This is a genomic window from Oribacterium sp. HCP3S3_B9 (assembly GCF_052064255.1).
Lineage (GTDB): Bacteria > Bacillota > Clostridia > Lachnospirales > Lachnospiraceae > Oribacterium.
The window spans coordinates 1-21,635 of the sequence record NZ_JBQHVY010000007.1; the positions used below are offsets into that span (position 1 = coordinate 1).

Annotated in this window: 20 protein-coding genes and 2 pseudogenes; 2 read left to right on the forward strand and 20 right to left on the reverse strand. The window is 52.8% G+C overall.

Translation table 11 applies throughout. The features are described from left to right. Positions 1-143: 143 nt before the first annotated feature. The gene (locus tag ACTNC3_RS05220; RefSeq protein WP_441226708.1) at positions 144-335 is read right to left on the reverse strand and encodes an AzlD domain-containing protein; all 192 of its coding nucleotides are present in this window, start codon (positions 333-335) and stop codon (positions 144-146) included. Between the two features lie 522 nt (positions 336-857). Between ACTNC3_RS05220 and ACTNC3_RS05225 the strand changes: the two genes are divergently transcribed. Continuing rightward, positions 858-2,153 (forward strand): ATP-binding protein, encoded by a 1,296-nt coding sequence (locus ACTNC3_RS05225; protein ID WP_441226709.1) that lies wholly within the window; start codon positions 858-860, stop codon positions 2,151-2,153. Between the two features lie 71 nt (positions 2,154-2,224). Beyond that, complete coding sequence (locus tag ACTNC3_RS05230; RefSeq protein WP_441226710.1) at positions 2,225-2,512, forward strand: DUF1653 domain-containing protein; 288 nt, start codon at positions 2,225-2,227, stop codon at positions 2,510-2,512. A 230-nt stretch (positions 2,513-2,742) separates the two neighbouring features. On the opposite strand, the gene ACTNC3_RS05235 is transcribed toward ACTNC3_RS05230, so the two are convergent. The 19 genes and pseudogenes from ACTNC3_RS05235 to ACTNC3_RS05325 form a co-directional block, all read right to left on the reverse strand. Beyond that, positions 2,743-3,942: a hypothetical protein gene (locus ACTNC3_RS05235; protein WP_441226711.1), complete on the reverse strand. Its 1,200-nt coding sequence runs from the start codon at positions 3,940-3,942 to the stop codon at positions 2,743-2,745. Between the two features lie 75 nt (positions 3,943-4,017). Continuing rightward, positions 4,018-4,407, reverse strand: coding sequence for an SMI1/KNR4 family protein (locus ACTNC3_RS05240; RefSeq protein WP_441226712.1), 390 nt, complete (start codon positions 4,405-4,407; stop codon positions 4,018-4,020). Then, positions 4,404-5,825 carry an HNH/ENDO VII family nuclease gene (locus tag ACTNC3_RS05245; protein WP_441226713.1) on the reverse strand — a complete coding sequence of 474 codons (1,422 nt, stop codon included), beginning with the start codon at positions 5,823-5,825 and terminating at the stop codon, positions 4,404-4,406. The genes ACTNC3_RS05240 and ACTNC3_RS05245 overlap by 4 nt, the downstream gene beginning before the upstream one ends. Positions 5,826-5,877: 52 nt before the next feature. Next, positions 5,878-8,013, reverse strand: a complete 2,136-nt coding sequence (locus tag ACTNC3_RS05250) for a hypothetical protein (protein ID WP_441226714.1) — start codon at positions 8,011-8,013, stop codon at positions 5,878-5,880. A gap of 50 nt (positions 8,014-8,063) precedes the next feature. Next, on the reverse strand, positions 8,064-8,303 hold the full coding sequence (locus ACTNC3_RS05255) for a hypothetical protein (protein ID WP_441226715.1): 240 nt from the start codon (positions 8,301-8,303) through the stop codon (positions 8,064-8,066). A gap of 304 nt (positions 8,304-8,607) precedes the next feature. Beyond that, complete coding sequence (locus ACTNC3_RS05260) at positions 8,608-9,051, reverse strand: zinc-ribbon domain-containing protein (RefSeq protein ID WP_441226716.1); 444 nt, start codon at positions 9,049-9,051, stop codon at positions 8,608-8,610. A gap of 144 nt (positions 9,052-9,195) precedes the next feature. Next, a complete protein-coding gene (locus ACTNC3_RS05265) occupies positions 9,196-9,579 on the reverse strand; it encodes a MerR family transcriptional regulator (protein ID WP_441226717.1) in 384 nt (127 codons plus the stop codon). Between the two features lie 226 nt (positions 9,580-9,805). Further along, positions 9,806-10,834 carry a hypothetical protein gene (locus ACTNC3_RS05270; protein WP_441226718.1) on the reverse strand — a complete coding sequence of 343 codons (1,029 nt, stop codon included), beginning with the start codon at positions 10,832-10,834 and terminating at the stop codon, positions 9,806-9,808. A gap of 141 nt (positions 10,835-10,975) precedes the next feature. Further along, entirely contained in the window at positions 10,976-13,006 is a 2,031-nt protein-coding gene (locus ACTNC3_RS05275; protein WP_441226719.1) for a heavy metal translocating P-type ATPase, read from the reverse strand. 13 nt (positions 13,007-13,019) lie between these two features. Next, positions 13,020-13,235, reverse strand: coding sequence for a cation transporter (locus tag ACTNC3_RS05280; RefSeq protein WP_410043117.1), 216 nt, complete (start codon positions 13,233-13,235; stop codon positions 13,020-13,022). Positions 13,236-13,258: 23 nt separating this feature from the next. Beyond that, complete coding sequence (locus tag ACTNC3_RS05285) at positions 13,259-13,588, reverse strand: ArsR/SmtB family transcription factor (protein ID WP_410043181.1); 330 nt, start codon at positions 13,586-13,588, stop codon at positions 13,259-13,261. A 224-nt stretch (positions 13,589-13,812) separates the two neighbouring features. Continuing rightward, positions 13,813-15,684, reverse strand: coding sequence for a hypothetical protein (locus ACTNC3_RS05290; RefSeq protein ID WP_441226720.1), 1,872 nt, complete (start codon positions 15,682-15,684; stop codon positions 13,813-13,815). Between the two features lie 157 nt (positions 15,685-15,841). Beyond that, a pseudogene (locus ACTNC3_RS05295) lies at positions 15,842-16,111 on the reverse strand (tRNA (cytidine(34)-2'-O)-methyltransferase); the annotation flags it as partial. A 222-nt stretch (positions 16,112-16,333) separates the two neighbouring features. Continuing rightward, positions 16,334-16,546, reverse strand: a pseudogene (locus ACTNC3_RS05300) (tRNA (cytidine(34)-2'-O)-methyltransferase); the annotation flags it as partial. A 166-nt stretch (positions 16,547-16,712) separates the two neighbouring features. Beyond that, entirely contained in the window at positions 16,713-16,964 is a 252-nt protein-coding gene (locus ACTNC3_RS05305; RefSeq protein WP_441226721.1) for a DUF6472 family protein, read from the reverse strand. 10 nt (positions 16,965-16,974) lie between these two features. Then, a complete protein-coding gene (gene nth, locus ACTNC3_RS05310) occupies positions 16,975-17,691 on the reverse strand; it encodes an endonuclease III (RefSeq protein WP_441226722.1) in 717 nt (238 codons plus the stop codon). Positions 17,692-17,822: 131 nt separating this feature from the next. Further along, on the reverse strand, positions 17,823-18,323 hold the full coding sequence (locus tag ACTNC3_RS05315) for a deoxycytidylate deaminase (RefSeq protein ID WP_410043121.1): 501 nt from the start codon (positions 18,321-18,323) through the stop codon (positions 17,823-17,825). 115 nt (positions 18,324-18,438) lie between these two features. After that, complete coding sequence (locus ACTNC3_RS05320) at positions 18,439-19,614, reverse strand: L-threonylcarbamoyladenylate synthase (protein ID WP_441226723.1); 1,176 nt, start codon at positions 19,612-19,614, stop codon at positions 18,439-18,441. 119 nt (positions 19,615-19,733) lie between these two features. After that, positions 19,734-21,506: a glycosyl hydrolase family 18 protein gene (locus tag ACTNC3_RS05325; RefSeq protein WP_441226724.1), complete on the reverse strand. Its 1,773-nt coding sequence runs from the start codon at positions 21,504-21,506 to the stop codon at positions 19,734-19,736. Positions 21,507-21,635: the final 129 nt, after the last annotated feature.

Here is a 21,635-nt window from a genome sequence, read left to right on the forward strand (position 1 = left end):
TGATACACTGAACATGGTTTTGATACCAGAGGTTCGGGGGACACGACGTGCAAAGAGGGTACCCCGGACCTTCTTTCTTTTTAATCTCATGACAGTATACAGATCAATCTCGTGACACGCAAGCAGATCAGCCCGAAGTCAATCTAGGCAGTCAACAACAAGTACACAACCAGCACCGCCATGATGGCGAAGGGCAGGGTCGCGCCAAGTGTACGAATCGTCGGCGAAATCGCGCGGCGTCCGAACATCACAAACGGCAGTGCCCGGAGGAGCTGCGTGATGAGCCCCGGGATGAAGATCATAAGAAAAATCTGCGTCGTACTAAGCTGGATCATCGATGGCCTCCTTTGCTTTCTGGACGAGCGGCATCATGATGCGATGTCCTGTCCGCAGGTGCCGGAGGCACCTCTTACTAGACTATCATGGACGCAGGGTGGATTCTATTACGGAAAAGCTCTCACCTGCTATAGGCGCAGGTAATATCAGTGCAGCAAAAAAGCTTTGCTGCGGTCGATAGTTTTTACTTTTCAACCGAAAAAACTTTGCTGTGACCGATAGTTTTTACTCCACAGGCGGAAAAACTTTGCTGTGGCCGATAGTTTTTCATGATAATCAGCAAACACTACGTTATTACTATCATTTTTATTGGCTATAAGAAAGAATTTGTAAATCCAGCAGATTTTTTGCAACATTATATAAACCCTGGCTTAAAATACCAGCTATTTTACATTCATGTCGTTTTGTGTAATTATTCGCTGTTTTTTCGCGTAATTTTACACGAACTTTTTCAGCATTTTCACACTATTCAACGCAAACATCTGTTATACTGGATGTATCACTGTGAAGGAGGACCGATCATGTATAGAAAAATCTTTGACTTTCTAGAATCCTGGAAAGAAAGCAGCCATCGCAAACCTCTGATTTTACAGGGAGCGAGGCAGGTCGGAAAAACCTATTCTATTCTCGAGTTCGGACGTACACACTATGAGAATGTGGCCTACTTTAACTTTGAGACAAACCCGAAGCTGAGCGAGACCTTCGATGAAGACATCAGCCCGGATTATCTGATTCCTATCCTCTCCCGTATCGCTGATCAGACCATCGTAAAAGAAAAAACGCTGATCGTATTTGATGAGGTGCAGCTCTGTGAAAGAGCATTGACCTCTCTCAAGTATTTCTGCGAGAGCGCGCCGGATTATCACATCATCGTCGCCGGCAGTCTGCTCGGAGTCGCAGTGAACCGCTCGAAATTCTCTTTTCCTGTCGGAAAGGTCGATATGAAAACGCTCTATCCGATGGATATGGAAGAATTCATGCTGGCGCTCGGTGAAAAGGAACTGGTGGAGAGAATCCGGCAGAGCTTCCAGACCGATACCCCGCTGCCGTCTGCATTACACGAAGCAGCCATGCAGTTCTATCGTCAGTATCTGGTCGTCGGCGGCATGCCAGAGTGTGTGATGCAGTTCGTGAACACGAAAAATTATATTCTGGTCCGGCATACACAGGATACCATCCTTGCCAGCTATCTGAATGATATGAGCAAGTATAATACCCTGAATGAAATCAAAAAAACGAGGCTGGCCTACGACAATATCACAGTGCAGCTCTCAAAAACGAATACCCGCTTCCAGTATAAGCTGCTGAAGAAAGGCGCACGCGCTTCTGAATTTGAAAACGCGATCGAATGGCTCTGCCTGTCCGGCATCGTGTCGCAGGTCTACCGGGTGGAGCAGATCAAAAAGCCGCTTGACAACTACCGGGATATCGATGCATTCAAAATCTATGTATCTGATCTTGGACTTCTCTGCGCGAAAAAGGATGTCGCCGCCGATGATATCCTCTATATGGTGGATGAAATCAACGACTTTAAAGGCGGTATGACGGAAAACTATGTTCATGTTCAGCTCACCATCAACGGCTACCGTAGCTACTACTGGACATCCGAGCGTGGAGCTGAAATCGATTTTGTGATACAACGTGAAGGTCAGCTCATCCCGATCGAAGTAAAATCTGCCGACAACACCAGAGCGAAAAGCCTGCGGATTTACATGGACAGCTACAAGCCCGCATATGCCATCAAGCTCTCTGCGAAAAACTTCGGCATGGAGAACAATCTGAAGATCGTTCCGCTCTATGCCGCATTCTGTATCTGAGCAGCCTGGTCTGCTGTCATACTATAAGCTATGCGGAAGCCGTATTTTGATGAAGATGGAGGATAAGAACCATGGAGAATTTGAGAACGTTTCACGCCGGTGATCTCGTCCGGCACTTCAAACGAGAGATGCTCGACCTGACGAAACCTGAAAATAAAACCCGCTATCTGTATCGTATCATCGGCGTCGCCACACACTCCGAAACCCGCGAAGCACTCATGATCTACCAGGCCCTCTATGACGACATGGGCCTCTTCGCCCGTCCATATGACATGTTCATGGAAGAAGTGGATCATGAGAAGTACCCGGACATCAAGCAGCACTATCGCTTCGAAAAGACAGACGATCGCATCTCATGATGCGATCGCCATAAAAATCGAGAAACAGATAAGACAGATTTCGAGTCAGAAACGCTGAACTTGAAATTTCTACGACAATTTCGTCTTGAAATTTCACAAAAAGCCGTTTTCTTGAAATTTCATTCGTTCTTCAATTTCAAGATAAGCTACTTTTTTGAAATTGCTATGCTAAAACTTGTTTCCATGTACGTCCGTAAAGAAGCTCCTTTCCTCACAGCTTGAAAGCACATTCACGCGATAAGATATATGTTCTGCTTATCCACGCAAATACTGGAGGTATGGTTATAGATCTGAATCATATCCTCCATTTTGTTTACAAACACTCTGGTTCCAGGATTGCTTAACGCAGAAAATGTGCTGATCGCCTTCATCTCTTTTTCGCTCGCTTTATTCTGCAGCAGCTCACCTTTTTCCTGAAGGAATTCATCCACAGGCCCTTCTTTCACCACTGGAATGCTTCCGATGAGCTTTCCAAACGTTTTGCCTGTCGAAGCGATTCGTTTTACGATGGCTGTCTCGGCGCCAGCATTGCCCAGTCTCTCCAAATACAGAGAACCCTTTTCGAACTGCTCACGGTAGGCATCAGACAGTGTCTCGATTTCTTCCTTAACCATATCGATATATCCTTCCTCGAAATTACCGCTCAACATAATTCCCATCAAGGATGCCAGCGAAAATGTAAACAAGGATAGCCTATAGTACTTAAACTTCTTTTCCAGATCCGACAGAGCCCGATCAATGTCTTTCTGCGCCACAATCATGTGTTTCGCCGAAATCGTATCCGCTATCTGTTTGGCATACAGACGGATATTTTTTCTGGCCCGGTTCTGAATATCCAGCGCCAGCTTATGGTTTCCCGCAACGGAAACCTCATTGTCCCAGGTATATTTGTAATTAGATGCGATGTTCGTCAAAGAATCTACATCCGCTTCAATCTGCGATTCATTTTCCGCCTCGAGAAACGACAGAATCTTCTTCTGCGTTTCGCTGATTTCCGATAAGTCTTTTTCAATCGAATACAGCGCCGCGGCCATCATCATCGTTGCCGGATTAAAAGCGGCCACCGCCTGCGTATTGGCCGACAAAGCCCCCGCCTGTTTGAGCTGCAGCATCTTCGAACCACCGTCAGCGGTTTTAAGCGCACCCCACGCGTTGCCATTACGAGCCATTTTCAGAGTGTCTCCCGGTGCTGCATTGGCAATCTTATAAAGCCCATCTACAGAGATAGACACTGTCTCAGTCACCGTATGAAATGCCGGCACAAGCGATGAAATGCCCGCTCCCAATGTTGACAGCTCCGCAACAGGAATGCTGAACGCTATATGATTCTGAAGGTCATGTTCACCATCCTGCTGAGACATCGCCACAAGTGAATTCAGATGCATATCGTCCATAGATTCAACGATTTCGTGATTATTATATGTGTTCATAGAACTTGTTCCTTTGTTATTAAATCAAGTCAACTTCCGTGCCAACAGCCTGATTATGAAATCCATGAAAAGCACTCACTGCAAATTCAAGTACTCTTTTAGTGAATTCGCAATCACCTTAGGTTCTTGACCCATAGATTCGTAAATCTTTCCAGAACAATTCTGCCAGATAACAATGCCATCTATATGCGTCTGTTCAATCACATATAAATCATGCGGAATCAATGGATTGTATTCTCTTTCTTCTTCAGTGACATCTACAACACTTAGCCTCTTAGCTTCGCAAACACCCGTCAGTTCATGTCCCCGAAAGGTTATAAATCCATATTCTCTCACATAATCAATATATTCCTCAGCAAACGTAAGGCCCAGCATCATTTCCGCTTTATTTATATCCGTCAGTTCAACCGGTCCTTTTGCAAAAAATGATGGCAGGTCCTGCATCGCCTGTGTCAATTCACTCATACAACTCCTCCTAACTGTTTCGCCATATCTATCCAGAAATCTTCCTTTTGTTTATCCCATCCCGGACGACTTGATGGATTCTCAGAACCAACTTTATTCAAGAATTCATGCAGTTTTTTAAATGTCCCTTTCCCTCTATGCTGTTCCCGATTAAGAACAGCGAGTGGCGAATCGACTTGCTGTCCAATATGGTGCAGTTCAAAAGGTTTTTTCGTTATCGGGTCTATCGGAGCATTTCCCTCTCTCATAAGCTGGAGGTTCGTTTTTCCAGTCACGTCATCAACATAATTAAGATCAATATCCTGAACAAGTGCTGTTTTCCCATCTACCATCATTGTTCTAGGACAAGCCGCTCTTAGAGCATCGCCTTCTTCTAAACTATGAAAATTCTTTATCACATCAAGTGGATATTTCGTTTCTTTCTGGAGGATTGCAACTTCTTTCATGGTCAGTCCACCTTCAGTAGCTTTGAAAAGTCCCCACGTTTCAGATGCGCCACCTGATAATGCGCCTGTGATTGCGCCCCATTTGAAGCCATCGCTGGCACCAACTGCAGCTGCTTTCATCGCGTCTTCGAAATTTCCCGTCTGGTACCCCTTCAGAACGCCTGCCGATATTCCGCCAATCGTTCCTCCGGAAATAGCCATGGCCGTTCCAGTCTTGGCTCCCACCGCAAAAATCATACCTACAGCTGGCGCAACACCCATGGTAGCAGTGGACACCGTGACGCTGACTAAGAGCACGCCGGAGCCGATTGCTACGTTTTTAAGAACCTCTTCCGTTGTATGGTCTTCGTAAGACTGAACTTCCTGTACAGTCGTTTCACCGTTTTCTCCTAATGTGAAAACATATTTCTTCCCGGCAAACTGCTGATCCAGTTCCGCCTGCGTGAAACCGAAATACACATTTTCCAGCGAATTATAGGCAAGGTTATCGATATATTCTCTGGAGTAGTATGTGGTTTCAATGTTATCGATGATATATTGATCACTGTCAAAACTGGTGATGGCTTCCTGATAAATCCGATCTTTCAGATACTGCTGCAGTCTTTCATCACTTAAATCAAGGTTTTCATCTGCGATTTCCTGATCCTCGATCTGCTGATATCGGACTGCGTATTCCTTTAAACGCTCCGCATCCTGCGATTCTGCATTTCCATTTTCGGAATCCTCTGCTTTTTCAGCAACATCCTTGAGCCCGTCTTCAGATTCCTTGCTTTCTGATACGGATGCTTCTTCCGGTAATACGCCATCCGATGGCTTCGTTTCAATATCTGCATCAGTATCTGTTGCAACTGCTGATGTGGATTCCATCGATGTCACCACTGCGCCACTGCCTGTTTCCACCGACGCCTGATTCGAAGCACATGCCGTCAATATAAATGAAAAGATAAGTATCAGCGAGATGATTCTTTTCATAGCGGTTCCTTCTTTCTTCTTCTCGACTTTTTCTCAGAGCACTGGCCCACCGTTACGCCTTCTTCTGCTTTTGAAAGTAAAACAGACAGACAACGCCAGCTGCTATAATAACCAGGATAATGAATGGTGCTTTTGATGTATGGGACTCTTTCTGAGATGCCTGAACTGCTTCCTTCGCATTCTTATCTGTTTCTGCTTCTGCTTTATGGTCAGCCACATTCGAAGCCACCGATGTTTCCACTCGAATTTCAGTGGATGATTTATCCGCAGCTTTTGTGGATGCCGCCGAAGATCCTTCAGAATTCCCCATGCCAGAATCCACTTTATGGTCTGATGCACCTTCATAGATCGAAGCCTTTTCCGGCATGGACTCATTCACAACATTTGTGGCATTTCCATCCGAAGATTCCTTTTCTGCATTGTTCGCGATGATGGCATCTTCCACCTGATCAAGTTCTTCCTGAACCTCAGGTTCCGGTGCCTCAATGCGACCATCATCAAGGAACGTGTATCCCTCATCCCGCATTCGAATTAATTCACCGATAGTGTACTCCCCATTGTCATTGTCTTTCCCATATCTTGCATATGCCTTTAAGAGATTATCGCTTCCCACATAAATCACTTTAGAAACCGTATCCTCGGTGACCTTATTCCGAACTGTAAAAACGTATAATCCTTCATCGGAAAACTCCGCCTGATCACTTGATATCTGGCTTTCACGCAGGTCGAGGCCGTTTGAAGAAAGGACTTTTTTCCGGATACTCAGATCAAGATAACGCGAACGGGCAAGATCCAGCTTAAATCCATTCTCTGTATATGGAACCCGCAGCTCACTTCCCGTCTTTAAATCCATCGGATAGACCATGCAGTTTGAATTTCGAATAGAAAACTTAAAGAAAATCCGGTATGCACTGTAGTTTGCCGGCTTCGGAATCTTCCATGCCAGTGGAGAACTGTCCTCGATCTCATAATCCAGCGCAACTTCATAGTCTCCCTCTTCAAACAGCTGCACCTTCGTATCTGCGTTTGTTGTCGCCGCTGATGCCAGATAATCAGTGTAAACATTCGTCCTTGCGTTATTCTGATAATCGGTAAAACGAATGATCAGCGCGCCCCTCTTGAAGTTTTGCGGTGTAATATGAAAATACTTATCGGCGCCTTTCTCATCAGAATGAACTTTATAATGTGTATTTCCGTTAAGGGCCTCAATATCTTTCTGTTTCAGATCAAACCACAGTGTTACCTTATCGCCCACATTTTTCAGAAAAATCGGATTTTCTTTTTCACTCTCGTCGCCTTTATAAAAATGAGCATTCCCAGAAAATCCATTGATATAGAACTGACCGATTTCACATCCTTTTATGACGTCATCACTGGTCACCGCATCGGTTTTCGCGTATTCACTGTCGACTCCGGCATTTACAGGTTCAGAATCCAGATTGTATTTTGGCGTATCGTTCGGTTTTGCAGCCTGCGCATTTTTCGCTTTATCAATGATATAGAATTCGTATACTTCTACATGCTCTCGATAATCATATTCTGTCTTTATCTTGAACGATTTAATCTGCTTTGTACCAGATTTCTTACGGGTCTGATAAGCAACGGTCACCCTGTAATAGCAACCATTTACAAGCTGATTTGGAACCGTTGTATACAGAAACGCACTCTGATTCTTCGGAGTATCCTTGAAAATATTGGTCTTGACCTCATTTACCATCCAGTGCTCTTTATCAAACGAACTCTGAATGATGATTGTACCGGCCTTTGCTTTTCCTCCGAGATCAATGTCTCCAACCTTTTTCGAATCATCCTCCACCAGTTTCCAGCTGGTCTCATCATCTGCATTCAGAAGTTTATCATCGTATGCGTAGACAAAGGATACTTCTGCCTCATCATCTGTCGCAGCAGACATTCTGGCATCAAAACATGGGATTCCATTTCCCTCCCCGGTATCTTTCAAATCGCCCGAAATAAAGAAGTTTCCATACGTGTTATCATCTGTCGCTTCCGTAGCCTGCTGCTGATCGATCACAAAACCCTTGTTTTTTCCAGCAAGTGTAAATACCTGCCCTTCAATGGGTACTTTTTTATCTGCGGCATATGTCCTCACTCCACCAAACAGAAATGCAACCGCCGTTAATATAAACATTCCAGACAGACTGATCATTTTAGATTTTTTCGTATTCATGAAAACTCCCCCGCGTATAACCTGTTTATTCTGATAACGATTTTAAAGCCTCAGCCTGCGATCGCCATGAAAATCGAAAACAGTCCGACGACCAGGATGATCGGCAGGAAAACCACTGCAAGTCCGCATACACTCACTGCCAGGATGCCGACGATCAGCCATCCGAGGATCCCCCAGACCCATCCGATCACCTTGCCGACGACGCGGAACGTAAACAGCGTGAGCTTAAACATAAGAACCATCAACATAATAACAACGATCATACTGAAAATGCCGAATGCACCAAACATCTCTATTCCTCCATCTTGTGCTGATATTCATCATTGCATGTCATATTCATTTTAACTCTGAAACAGAAGAAAAAAAGGGAAAAAAACTACCATTACAAAAAGCGGAGCAGTATCTTGCTACTACTCCGCCTGAAAGGAGGTTGGGCGAAACTTTTCGTCGTCTCGCCACAACTGATATGGTAAAAGAATCCATGCCCTTCGCTCTATATTATAGAGTTTCAAAAAGGCAGGTTTCTGTATACCCAAATTCATTCCGTATACGATTCAGTGATTTCCGTCAACAGCCATATTGTTCTATCTGAATTCACTGAAGCATACTGAAAACGCCATTTACGGCGGTTCCTACCAGGGCTACGACCAGGCAGAGATAAATCGTAATGATGATGCCGATAATCAGCGCAATCAGGGATACGATGAAACCTGCGGTCCGGATTCCCTCTGTGTTTCCTTCCTTCTTCGCATTTCCGGCCAGCACCAGTCCTACGATGCCCAGAACGACGGAAATAAGGCAAGTATATCCGAAAAACCATAAGACGATGCCGATGATGCCGCACACCAGGCTGCCGATGGCGAGCCCATGCCCTGCATCGGCTGATTTTGCTTTTACCTCCGGCTGCTGCCGGAATTCAGAAACGGTCGGCGGTGTGGTATTAACCTCCACACTACTTTCAACCGCTGCGCCACATTTCGGGCAGAATTTCACACCATTTTCAAGTTCACTTCCACACTGTTTACAAAAAGCCATCATGATCCCCCTTCTTTGCTGTTCTTACGTTTCCTGCATTGCCCGCAGAAACTCTAGAAAAATAAACCTGTGGGTACTCGCAGATTTTTCTGTAAGTATCCGGCTTTACTATGACACCGTTCCCCACGGAACGGTCAAGGACATACGTCATGATGAAGTTGCACGTTTTTCTGCTTCAATCAGCTTTGTCAGATTGACGATTTCCTGTTCCACACCATCCCGCTCTTTTTGAAGACGCGTCATCGCCGCCTGCAGAATACTTAGACGATGTACATTTTGATCGTCGAGAAGCTCACGAATTTCCGAAATGCGGAGCCCGGCCTCTCGATACTGCAAAATGCATCGAAGTCGTGCGATTTTCTCGCTGTCATACAGCTTCACCTGCTGCGAGGAAACTCTTTCGGACGGCTTCAGCAGTCCGATCTGATCATAATAGAAGAGCGTTTTTCTGGTTATACCCATCTGTTCGCAGACATCGCCAACCGTATACAGCTTTTCTTCTTTCCCGTACGTTTCTCCTCTGTTTTCCATTCTGTTCCCCTCCTGTACATAGAGTACCCCGGGGAACACCTCATTTATATGCCCAAGTTTTTTCCAAAAATCCATACGATAAAATGAGGCGCAAGGAACGAGCAAAAGGGCAAGCGATAAAAATCGAAGATTATTACGCACTTCGCGAAAATACAGAAAAGTCCCGGAACCGGCTCGTAGAGCCAGTCCCAGGACTTTTTTGGCACTTATCCTGTCAAAGGCAGGATCATGATTTTTTATTTTTCTCTTCTTCGATTTCCTTCCGCCGCTCGTCGATGGCATGTGCGAAATCCACGTGATCTACTTTGCGCACGCCATGTCGATAGTCTTCTTCGGTCTCATAGATCTGGTCGATGCCGATCGGGTTTATGTATCCGCACTGTGTGCACGTCCATTCCGGCAGATGATCGTCGAAGCCTTCCTGTTCATTCAGATGTGCTCTGCACTGGTCGCAATACCACTCGATGCCGGGGAACTGCTTATCGAGATCATCGCCCGCATAAAAGGAGTGGTAATTCTCCGGATAAAATAAATAATTCAGCTTATCCTCGATATCTTCTGTAGCTCCCTGCTGCCGATAAATGGCGATGAACGAGCTGTCGTACATTCTTAATATCCGTCCTGTTTCATTCCGCAGAAGCCCTCCGGTCAGAAGCCACAGGTAGGCATTGCGAAGCCCTTCATAGGACTCCAGATTCAGCTGATACGCCGCATTATAGAGGATGCTGTCAAACACTTCATCGTCAAACGGGAATGGTTCTGTTTTTCGATGATAGTCATCGAGGCTTTTCCGATAATGTATGAGCTCATAGAGATGCTCCAGCAGAAACTGATACAGCTCCTCCAGCTGATCATACGTCAGACGCTGAAAGAGCTCGTCCACATGATCCTTCAGGCGCGGCGTCAGCTCCATATCGACGATAAACTGTTCCACGACATGCTTCTGGATCAGCTCCGCTGTTTTCCGCTCCTTCTCCTTATTTCCCGCAGCGGTTCCGGTCAGCCTGCCCAGAATCTGCGAGACCCGTTTACTCTCTCCGGAATACAGTCTTCCCTTATAGCGCACCGCATGGATCTTATACTCCAGATCCTTATACTCGGCAGGCACCTTCGTATTTCCATCCGATTCATCCACCGCGATGACCAGATCTGGAAACCATGTATCCAGAAGATCCATCTGCTTCGGCATCTTCTCCCCTACGAAGTCATAGTAGATACCGGCAATGTCACCAAACCTTAACTCTTCCTGCTCCATAACGAATCTCCAATTCACACTTCAAGTGTTTCTGTTGCATTATATTTTACGAGTGCCTCCGCCTTAAATCTAGTGTAAAAAAACAGCCGGAGCACACCGCCATGTGTCTCCAGCTGTTTTTTCGTATGATCTTCTGTTTTCTTATATCGTCCGTTTGATGGTGAGGAGTCGCATCGAGTTCAGGATGCAGAGGACGGCGACGCCGACGTCTCCGAAGACGGCGATCCACATGTTCGTGAGGCCGAAGGCGGTCAGTACGAGGATGAGGATCTTCACGAAGAGGGCGAAGGCGATGTTCTGGGTCGAGATGGCGACGGTGCGACGGGCGATGCGGATGACGATCGGGATGCGTGCGAGGTCGTCGTCCATGATGACGATGTCGGCGGCTTCGATCGCGGCGTCGGAACCCATCGAGCCCATCGCGATACCGACGTCCGCGCGGGCCAGCACCGGCGCGTCGTTGATGCCGTCACCGACGAAGGCGAGTTCTGCCCTGTCCTGCTGCCGTCCGTGATGATCGAGCTCCGTGAGCAGTGCTTCGACCTTTTCGACCTTCTCCTGCGGGAGCAGATCGGTATAGACGCAGTCGAGTCCGAGTTCCTGTCCGACCGCCTCACCGACCGCCTTTCGATCACCGGTGAGCATCACGACGCTCTGCACGCCCTCGCGCTTCATCTCCGCGATGGCGTCCTTCGCCTCCGGCTTCAGCTGATCCCGGATCAGGATCGCGCCGAGGTAGCGGATGCTTCCCTTCTCTTTTCCAGTGCCAATGCTTCCGCCGTCTGCACCGTCACTTCCCGTGAGGTTCCCGGCTACAGCAGCCACAGCGCTGGCATCTGCCGACTGGCGATCTTCTTCCACGGCCACATACGATACCGTCGCGGCGGCGTTCGTCGCTTCGGTGAAGTCGATGCCGTAGGCCTGCATGAGCTTCGCGTTGCCGACGAAGATGCGGCGACCCGGGAGGGTCGCGATGAGACCCTGGCCAGAGACATTGACCGTGTCCGTGACAAGGGCGGTGTTGATTTCCGTATCCGCCGCTTCCGCTACGTACGCGTCGCGGATCGACTTCGCGATCGGATGGGTGCTCATGCCTTCGGCGAGGGCGGCCATGCGGAGAAGCTCGGCCTTTTCGACGCCAGGAGCCGGCAGGACCTCGGACACCTGGAAGTTGCCTTCGGTCAGGGTACCGGTCTTATCCGACACGACGGTATGGAGGTGCGAGAGCAGCTCGAGGTAGTTCGAGCCCTTCACGAGCACGCCGTTCGAGCTGGCCGCGCCGATGCCGCCGAAGAAGGCGAGCGGAACGGAGATCACGAGGGCGCACGGGCAGGACACGACGAGGAAGGTACATGCACGGTAGATCCAGGTCGCCGGATCGCGGGTGAGGATCGACGGGATGATCGCGAGGGCGATCGCGGAGTACACGACGATCGGGGTGTAGACGCGGGCGAAGCGAGTGATGAAATTCTCGGTCTTCGACTTCTTCTCGGAAGCGTTCTCGACGAGCTCGAGGATCTTCGAGACTGTGGAATCCTCGAAGGCCTTGGTCGCCCGGACGCGGAGGAGTCCCTCACCGTTGATGCAGCCGGAGATGACCGCCTCGCCCGCATGAACGCTCCGCGGAACGGACTCGCCGGTGAGCGCTGCGGTGTTCACCATGGACTCACCGCTCAGGACCTCGGCGTCGACCGGGATCTTCTCGCCCGGCTTGATCACGAGGATGTCGCCGATCTCGACGTCGTCAGGATCCACCGTCTCGATGGACCCGTCCGCGCGCTCAACATTGGCCTCCTCCGGAACGATGTCCATGAGACTCGCGATGTTCTTGCGGGACTTTCCGAGGGCGTACTTCTGGAACCACTCACCGACGAGGTAGAAGGCCATGACGGCGACGGCCTCAGAATTCTCACCGGTCGCAAAGGCACCGATCGTCGCCACGAACATGAGGAGCGACTCGTCCATCGGCTGGCGGTTCCGGATGCCGAGGAGCGCCTTGCGAACCACGTCATAGCCGCACAGGAGGTACGGAATCAGGTACGCGAACAGGCTCGGGAGGCGGTGCGCGAAGATCAGCGGGCAGAGGCCCGTCTTATCCACCACCATCATGGCGAAGAAAATCGCGAGGGCGGTGAGAATTTTCTGCAGTTCCTTCTTTAATTTCGGTTCCATATCATTCCTCTGATTACAGCTCCACGGCGAAATCCGGCTCGATCTTCTTTCCGACCTCGATCGCCTGCTGGAGGATCGCGTCGAACTGCTCGTCGGCGGCCTCGAGCGTAAACTTCTGAAGCATGAAGTTTACCTTCGCATCCTGCACGCCATCGAGCTTCTTGATGGCATCCTCTACCTTCGCTGCACAGTTTGCACAATCGATCTCACACTTGAATTTCTTCTTCATAATGGTCCTTTCTTCGTCGGTTTTTACTCCTCGATATGCTCCTTACCCATCGCGATGATCGTCTTCACATGCTCGTCAGCCAGACGGTAGTACACCGCCTTTCCATCCCGGCGGGAGGTGATGAGCTTGCTCACCTTCAGAATCTTCAGCTGATGTGAAACCGCGGACTGGTTCATCTCGAGGTCATCACAGATCTCTGTGACGTTCTTCTCACCCTGGAAGAGATCAAACAGAATCTTGATCCGGGTGGAATCCCCGAAAATCTTGAAAAGCTCTGCCAGATCGCTGAGCTCATCCTCGGAAACATTCTGAATGAGATGAGATATTTTCTTTGTGTCGTATGCGTTCGGCATGGCTTCCTCCGTTTCGTTCATAGCGATTTGATATCAGACAGATGGATTCTGGATGCGGACACAGTATCGGCGCTCCCTCGAGCGTGCCTTCAATGTGTTCAGCGACGATCGTCACGCCGCATCAAATGAATTATCGTTCATATGAATATGTTATCATATGTTGTGCGGATGTCAATATATTTCTATAAAAATTCAGCGAGAGGATTCTTCGTCCCCTCGCTGAATCAAAATGCATATTCCTGATAGCTGTCGTCCGCCGTGTTGTAGCGGAGTGTCCCGTACGCGCAGCTTTCGTTCAGACTGCCGTCGTCTCCTTTCGTGTAGTGAACACTGGAGAAACCGATGCGGTTCGCGCCCGGGTTCGAGAGGCGGTAGCCATCCTCACGGAAGAGCTCCGTCGCGCCACTGTCATCGAAGCGGTAGATGAGGCTGGTGCTGTCGGTCTGACGGGTGGCGCTGAGTCCACCTTGATTCGCGCCGGCGTCCGCCGCATAGGCTGCTGCGCTGTGGGTGCCGGAAAACAGTGATGTCCCGGCACTCGTGTTCACCGCATCCGTGTCCTCATCTTCCCAGTAGACCGTCGCTGCAAGCTGGAGTCCCACATCCGTCTCGAGCTTCAGAAGCTTCGCGCCGGTCACCACCGGGGCACGCATGCTGTCGAAGGTATAAACCTGCTCGCCATTCGCAAACCACCAGCTGAGTGTATAGTCCGTACCGCTGCTGAAGCGCATCGCATCGCCGTCCTCGCTTCCGTCCGGTGCCGCATAGATCGCGCTCCAGTCGCTCGCAGCCGTCTCCTTCGGCGGAGTGCAGTGCAGGCTGAGGGCGACGAGGTCGCGCACGCCGTCCCCATCGAAATCTGCATAGAGGTAGTCGGCAATGCTGTCGTCCGTCACGTCGTGGATCTGCGCCAGCAGCTGCTTCGCCGTACAGTTACGTGGCTTCGGCGGCTCCGCATCCTCACTTTCCGTCGTTTCAGCCGTCGACTTCGCTGCACCGATGATATCGCCGGCCGTCGTCGCATGCTCGGATGCAGATTCGTCTGTACCCGCAGGACCGACCTCCGTCGAATTGAGATGCGCTTCCGTATCCGGAGCCGCATCTGACTGATCAAGATGCAGATGACCATCCGTGGTCGTGCCCGTCGGACCATCCGCGTAGCTGACGATCTCCGCGTCGTCTGCATTGGCCGACGCCGGATCCTCGGCCTCGAGGACCTCTGGATCGGTCAGCGCTGCACCGGCCTCCAGTTCTGCACGCGTCGCTTCGATCGCCTGCAGTGCGACGTCGGCATCCTGCAGCATCGTCATCGGGTAGCGTGTCTGCTCATCGGCGATCCAGGCGCGCATGGCCTTCACGACAGAGTTGTCATAGACCGGCTCACCGTTGATCTGATGCGCGCCGATCTCGATGCGCTTCATAAAGTGGCCCGTCGCATCGAAGCCGTAGATGCGGTGACCGCGGATGCCGTCGTGCGTGATCAGGTACTCCTGGCCGTCGTTCAGGGTCTCCGTCGCGAGCTCGTAGATCACCGGCTGGCCGACGCCGCCCATGATCGAATCGATGTACATGTGAAGCTGGCCCTGCGCGTAGCCGTAAACGCGGAAATGGTAGCTGCCGTCCGTGGGCTCACGATAGCCCGCCACGAGCTCGTCGAGGCCGTCACGGTCGAAATCGATCAGCTCGAGGAGGCAGAGGCCGCTGAGATCTGCGAAGTGGCTCGCGTCGAGGTCGAGGTAGCCCTGGGCAGATTCGATCGCCGCCGGTGTGCCGAAGCTCGCTTCCAGCTCGTCGACCGCCTCGAGGTAGGCCTGATAGGCGTGTGGCACATTATCGAGCGTCTCATCGATGAGTGCCGTATCCTCGCCTTCCTCATCACCGGCCGCCGCAGCGTCCGGCGCCGGCTCCCCGGCAGCAGCGTCGACGTCAGCGGCGCTGCTGTCTGCCGCTGCACTCGTCGTTTCGGCCTCGTCCGGCCCACCGCTGCCCGCTTTCTTCACGTACAGGACGGTCCCGACGGCACTGACGAAAAGAAGTAGCGCGACCAGCGTCACTGCCATCGGCAGCCCGGCTTTCTTTTCAGTTTTCCTCGCCATCGCGCACTCCTTTCCACCTATTCGTTCATCTTAAGAATTTCGTAATGGGGTCTGACCCCATAAAGTCCAGTTTAGAATCTGTTTAGAAAAATTTAATGGGGTCAGACCCCATTAACTGGACCCCATTAACTGCGCCTGTCGGCGCACCCCATGATATTTACCAGTGCAGCCGGTGCAGTTCTCCGCGTTTTTCCAGGTTTTCGAAGTCGTTCTGGCGGTAGGCTTCGTAGAGGAGGATCGCGGCGGAGTTGCTGAGGTTCAGGGAACGCATGTCACCCCACATCGGGATGCGGATGCAGGACTTCGGGTGCTGGACGAGGATCTCCTCCGGGATGCCGGCGGATTCCTTTCCGAACATGATGTAGTCATTCGGCCCGAAGTGGACGTCGCTGTAGACCTGCCGGCCCTTCGTGGTCGCAAACCAGAGCTTCGGTGTCTCGATGGTCTCCTGAGACCAGTCCGCACAGTGCGCCTGACCGGCGTACATGCCGTCATCCCAAAGGCTCGCCACATCCACCGGCGCCGGCTCGCCATCCTTTCCGGCACCATCGCCCTGCGCAGCTCCGCCAGCTGCCGAGGCATCCGCAGCACCATCTGCTGCCGGATCGCCTGCATTGGCCGGCTCGAACTCGTCGGCGAAGTGGAGCTCCGGGTGCTGCGCGAGGAAGTCCTCGTAGTCGAGGTACTCGTGGAGATCGAGCTTCGCCCAGTAGTCCATGCCCGCACGCTTGATGTAGCGGTCATCGAGGGTGAAGCCGTACGGCCGGATCATATGAAGCGACGTGTGGGTCGCCACGCAGGTACGACCGATCGCACCGGTATTGAACGGAATTTCCGGTTCATGAAGTACAACATGTAGCATAAAATCACCTTTCCCGGCATGTCGCCGAAGCCCAGCACCGCGCATGCTCTCCATCTGGCATGCCGCCGAAGTCCAGTCCCGCGCACGCCCTCACTCCGGCATGCCCGGGCATTCGACGCCGTACACACCTGCGCGCCACCGACGCGCTCATACACTCCGCGAAGGCCTACGCCTCCCCATCCGACAGTTCTTCCTTCTGATCATCCACGAAATACCCGGCGTCGCTGTAGCCTGGCAGGTGGCCGATGGACTGGTGCTTGACCGTGCGGTACTCGTCGTTCGAGCGCCAGTACGGGCAGTGCCGACGGCGACCGCCCCACATGTGGGCCATGTCGTCCTCGTCGATGTCGGCCTCGCAGACATACTCCTCATCGTCGTCATCGTAGACGTAGTTTAAACACATTTCACATTCTGACATAATCTTTCCTTTATTTCTTCTTCCGGCTCTTCCCGCTCGTCACGCCGGCGCGGGTCGCCTCCAGCAGCTCCGTGTTGTCGCAGCTCGGGCAGAGATCCCGAAGGAAGCACGCGCCACAGTCCGGGCGCGCCGACATACAGTAGCTCCGTCCGAGTGAGATGATGTGCGTGTTCCAGCGGATCCAGAACTCCTCCGGCACCGTCTCCATGAGCTGAAATTCGGTGCGCGTCGGGTCGCTCGACGCCGCAAGTCCGAGACGGTTCGAGATGCGCTTCACATGCGTATCCACGACGAGCGCCGGCTTGTTGTAGATGTGGCCGAGAATCAGGTTCCCCGTCTTGCGGCCGACGCCCGGGAGCGAGGTGAGCTCGTCAATGCTGTCGGGCACGACGCCGTCATAGCGCGCGAGGAGATCGGCGGCGCAGGCCTTGATGTTCCGCGCCTTGTTATGGTAGAAGCCGGTGGAACGGATGTCCTCCTCGAGCTCCTCGATCGGCACCTCGGCGAAATCCTCGAGACAGGTATACTTCTTAAACAGCTTCTCGGTCACCATATTGACGCGGGCATCAGTGCACTGTGCACTCAGAATCGTCGCGAACAGCAGCTGCCACGCATTTTCACTTTTCAAAAAAATCGGCGGCTCGGCACCATAATGCTCATCGAGCCGCTTCATGATCTCCCGGACGCGCTTCTCCCGCGCCTCCGGGCTCTCTCCCTTTACAAACATCTCGTCCTCTTTCCGATCACCCCGTCATGGCATCATCTTAAGAATTTCGTAAGGGGGTCTGACCCCATAAAGTCCAGTTTAGAATCTGTTTAGAAAAATTTAATGGGGTCAGACCCCATTAAATTCCGGCGTCACAGCGCCAGGGTCACGGTGCGGCCGGTCGGCTGGTACTGGTAGTAGCGGACGCCGGCGGCATCGAGCATGCGCTTGCTGGCTCGGGTCGACGGCGTGTCGCCATACTTATCAGAGTAGTAGATCAGCGTCCGGATGCCAGCCTGGATCAGCGCCTTCGCACACTCGTTGCACGGGAAGAGCGTGACATAGAGCTTACAGCCCTCGAGGGAACCGCCGCGATAGTTGAGGATCGCGTTCAGCTCTGCATGCGTCGAGTAGAAGTACTTCGCATTGTACGGGTCGTCCTCCGCATGGATCTTCGTCCACGGGAAGGCGTCATCGGAGCAGCCCTGCGGGAAGCCGTTGTAGCCCATCGAGAGAATCTTGTTCTCCGGGCTCACGATGCAGGCGCCCACCTGGGTACTCGGGTCCTTCGAACGGCGCGCCGACATCTCGGCGACCCCCATGAAGTACTCATCCCAGGTGATATAGTCTCGTCTCTTTCCACTCTCTTCCATCTCATTCTCCTTTATTTGTAACGGTTCAGCTCAGGGACCCCGGCTTAGATCTCACCGATCTCGGAGTGCTGTGCCTCCGTTGCCATCCTCCGGGCCCCTGTCTAAACGCTTGCCTTTATTTATCCGCGTGCGGCTGCAGGCCGGCGAGCGGGGAGATGCCGTTCCGGAAAACATCCGTCGGCTGATCATCCGCGCAGACCTCCAGCATCCCGGCGGACTTCCGCATGCGGTTCATGAGCGCGAAGCCCACGCCGCGATCACTGTAGCTCTCGGCGTAGATCCGCTCCGTGCCGTCCTCGTCGAACTCACGCAGCACACGGAACAGCTCATGTGTCATCGACAGCGGATCGCTTCGGCGACCGATCACCTTGATGTCCGCACGGCGGTCGCCCGCACTGAGGTAGCGCGCCCACGTCTCCTCGCAGCAGATGATCCCGACCCGAAGGCCGGCGGCTTCGTCCGCATCCACGAGTCGGACAATGCAGGCGGCCACCATCTGATCGGCTTCCGCGCGTTCTTCCTCGGAGAGCGCATAGTCACGTTCCTTCGACAGCCGGGTCGTCACGAGCGCCATGCGCGCATTCGGCGCATAATGCCGGTACTTCATCCCCGGTGCCTTCGGGTGCACACCCTCCTTCACGCCGCCGGCGATGATGGCCGGATCGATCCGGACCTCGGTGCCGAGCGTCTCGGACAGCTCCTCCACGGTGATCGCACCCGGTCGAAGCAGGGTCGGTACATCACCGGTGAGATCAATAATGGTAGACTCGACGCCGATGCCCACCGGGCCGTCATCGAGGATCATCTCGATCTTTCCCTGAAGATCATGGTACACATGCGCCGCTTCCGTCGGACTCGGCTTGCCGGAGGTGTTTGCACTCGGTCCGGCGATCGGCACACCGGTCGCCTTGATAAACGCGAGGGTCACGCGGTTCTCCGGGCAGCGGATCGCGACGGTCTCGAGGCCGCCCGTCGTTTCATATGGCACGATCGCCGCCTTCGGCAGCACGATCGTGAGCGGCCCCGGCCAGAACGCCTCCATCAGCTTCCGCGCGCTGTCCGGAAATTCCGACACGAGCGGCGGGACCTCGTCGATACAGGAGACATGCACGATCAGCGGGTTATCCGACGGCCGTCCCTTCGCCGCATATATCTTCCGGCTCGCCTCCGGATCCAATGCATTGCCCCCGAGACCATAGACTGTCTCGGTCGGAAATGCCACGAGGCCGCCCCGGCGGATGATTTCCGCCGCCTGCTGCACGCCCTCCATACCTTTTACGATTGTTTCCATCTTAACTTCCTTCTATCTTTCAGCGTCTGCGCCGAAGCGCATCCGCATCTATATTCTCTGTACCGGCACCACGCTTCAGGCGCAGTGCGCCCACGCTCACGCTGCCGACATTCCACGGCTCAGTTCTGTGCCGCGCTGTCTGCATTGAGATTCAGTATACTCCAGAAGCTCTGCGGCTCCTGTCCGAGCTTCCAGCCCGCGACGCCCGCACAGCCGGCTTCCTTCACGGCATCGACCTTCCGCTGCATGGACTGATCATCCTCCATCCAGACCTTCTTGACCTCCGTGCCGTCGGTGATCTCGCCGTAGTTCTGGCCGAGGTCCTCCTGCCACTCGAGCTGCACGCCCTTCTCCGCTACCCAGTTTAGTGCGGTCTGGACGCTGAGCGCCTCGGAGCGGGTCTTGCCATCCGCACCGGTGATCCACACGCGTGTATAGAATGGGAGGGCAATGATGACGCGATCACTGTCCATGGCGCTGCTCGCTTCGCGGATGCCACGCTTTACGTAATCGATCGAAGCCACCGAGCCTTCCTCGCTGCCGGCATAGTGCTCGTCATAGCACATGATGACGACGTAGTCGATGCACTCGCCGAGCTCCTCGATGTCGTAGTGACTGTTGTAATTATATGGTACATAGCAGTCCGCAGACAGCACGAGTCCCGCCTCACGGCAGGCGACGCCGAGCTCCCGCATGAACTGAATATACGCGCGACCGAGGCCGGTCGGGATCAGCTCGAAGTCAATGTTGAGACCATCGATGCCACCCGCGACGGCGGTGGACACGAGGGAAGCGACGAGCTGCGCACGAAGCGCGGTGTTCTCGAGGAAGACCGACTCGTCGATGTTTCCGGCGTCGAAGTTATTGACCACGGCCCAGACCTGGTAGCCGGCTGCATGAGCCGCCTGCACATAGTCCGCACTCCAGTAGGAGGTGAAGGTACCCTGATCGGAATTCAGGATGAACCAGGTCGGCGCGATGACATTCATCGTGCTGCCCGGCTGCGAGGTCGCACTCGCGAAGCTTGCGTTGCCCGCCTGCGAGGTCACCTGATGGAAGCCCATCACGACCTTCTGATCGAGGAGTTTATGTGTATATTCCGGCGCAGTGAACGTGCTTTCCGGGGTCACCGAACGCTCGTCGGAGAGACGCTTGTTCCGGAGCCAGCCGATATAGCCGTCTTCGGTTTCAACCCGTGACCAGTTCTCCATCGCCTCGAGGATTTTAACATTGGCCCCCTGCTCGAGCGTCGTCAGCACCGGTGATTTCACGCCACCGAGGAGACGCACCGCCTCCTTCTTCTGAACGGTCGCCTCGGTATACGGCGAGAAGTCGTCGAAGATGAAGATGCGCTTCTGCTCTGCGCTCACGTAGCTCGTGAAGCGGATGTTTGTGTGTTCCGCGACGAGCTTTACGTTCAGATACAGATTTTCCGTGCCGTTTCCGAGCTTCAGGAACGGCGTCGAGCCATCGCTCAGTGTGTCGCCGATCCCGTACTTCAGGGTCTCGGTCGGCATCGTATAGAGGACCTCCGTCGCATCCGAGGCCCAGAAGAAACGGCGGTTCAGGTTCGACATCACCCACTCATACGGGAGGAAGACGCCGCCGTTCACACACTTCGCCAGCACGAGCTTTCCGTTCTCATCCGCCTGCTGCTCCTCATCGAGGTAGATCGTCACCTCATCGCCGCTGACACCGAAGTAGTCCGCCTGGTCGGCGAGCTCCTTCGTCGGCGCATATTTTTTCTCATAGATGTATCCACCGGCGGCACCGGCAAACACGAGGAGCATGAGAAGTCCGATGATCGCCGGCATGAAGTGCTTTCCACCGCCCGGCTGCTGCCGGCGACGGGAGCGCTGATGCGGATCCACAGATATTCTTTCCCTGGCCACTTTTTTCTCCTTCTTCTGTCTGCGTCCGATCCCGGCGCACGGCCCCCTGTTGCAGGCGCTGCGCTTCCCGGCTCCGGACACGCCACATGCTGCAGAAAATGGCGGCATCCTGCAGCACCAGACAGCCGG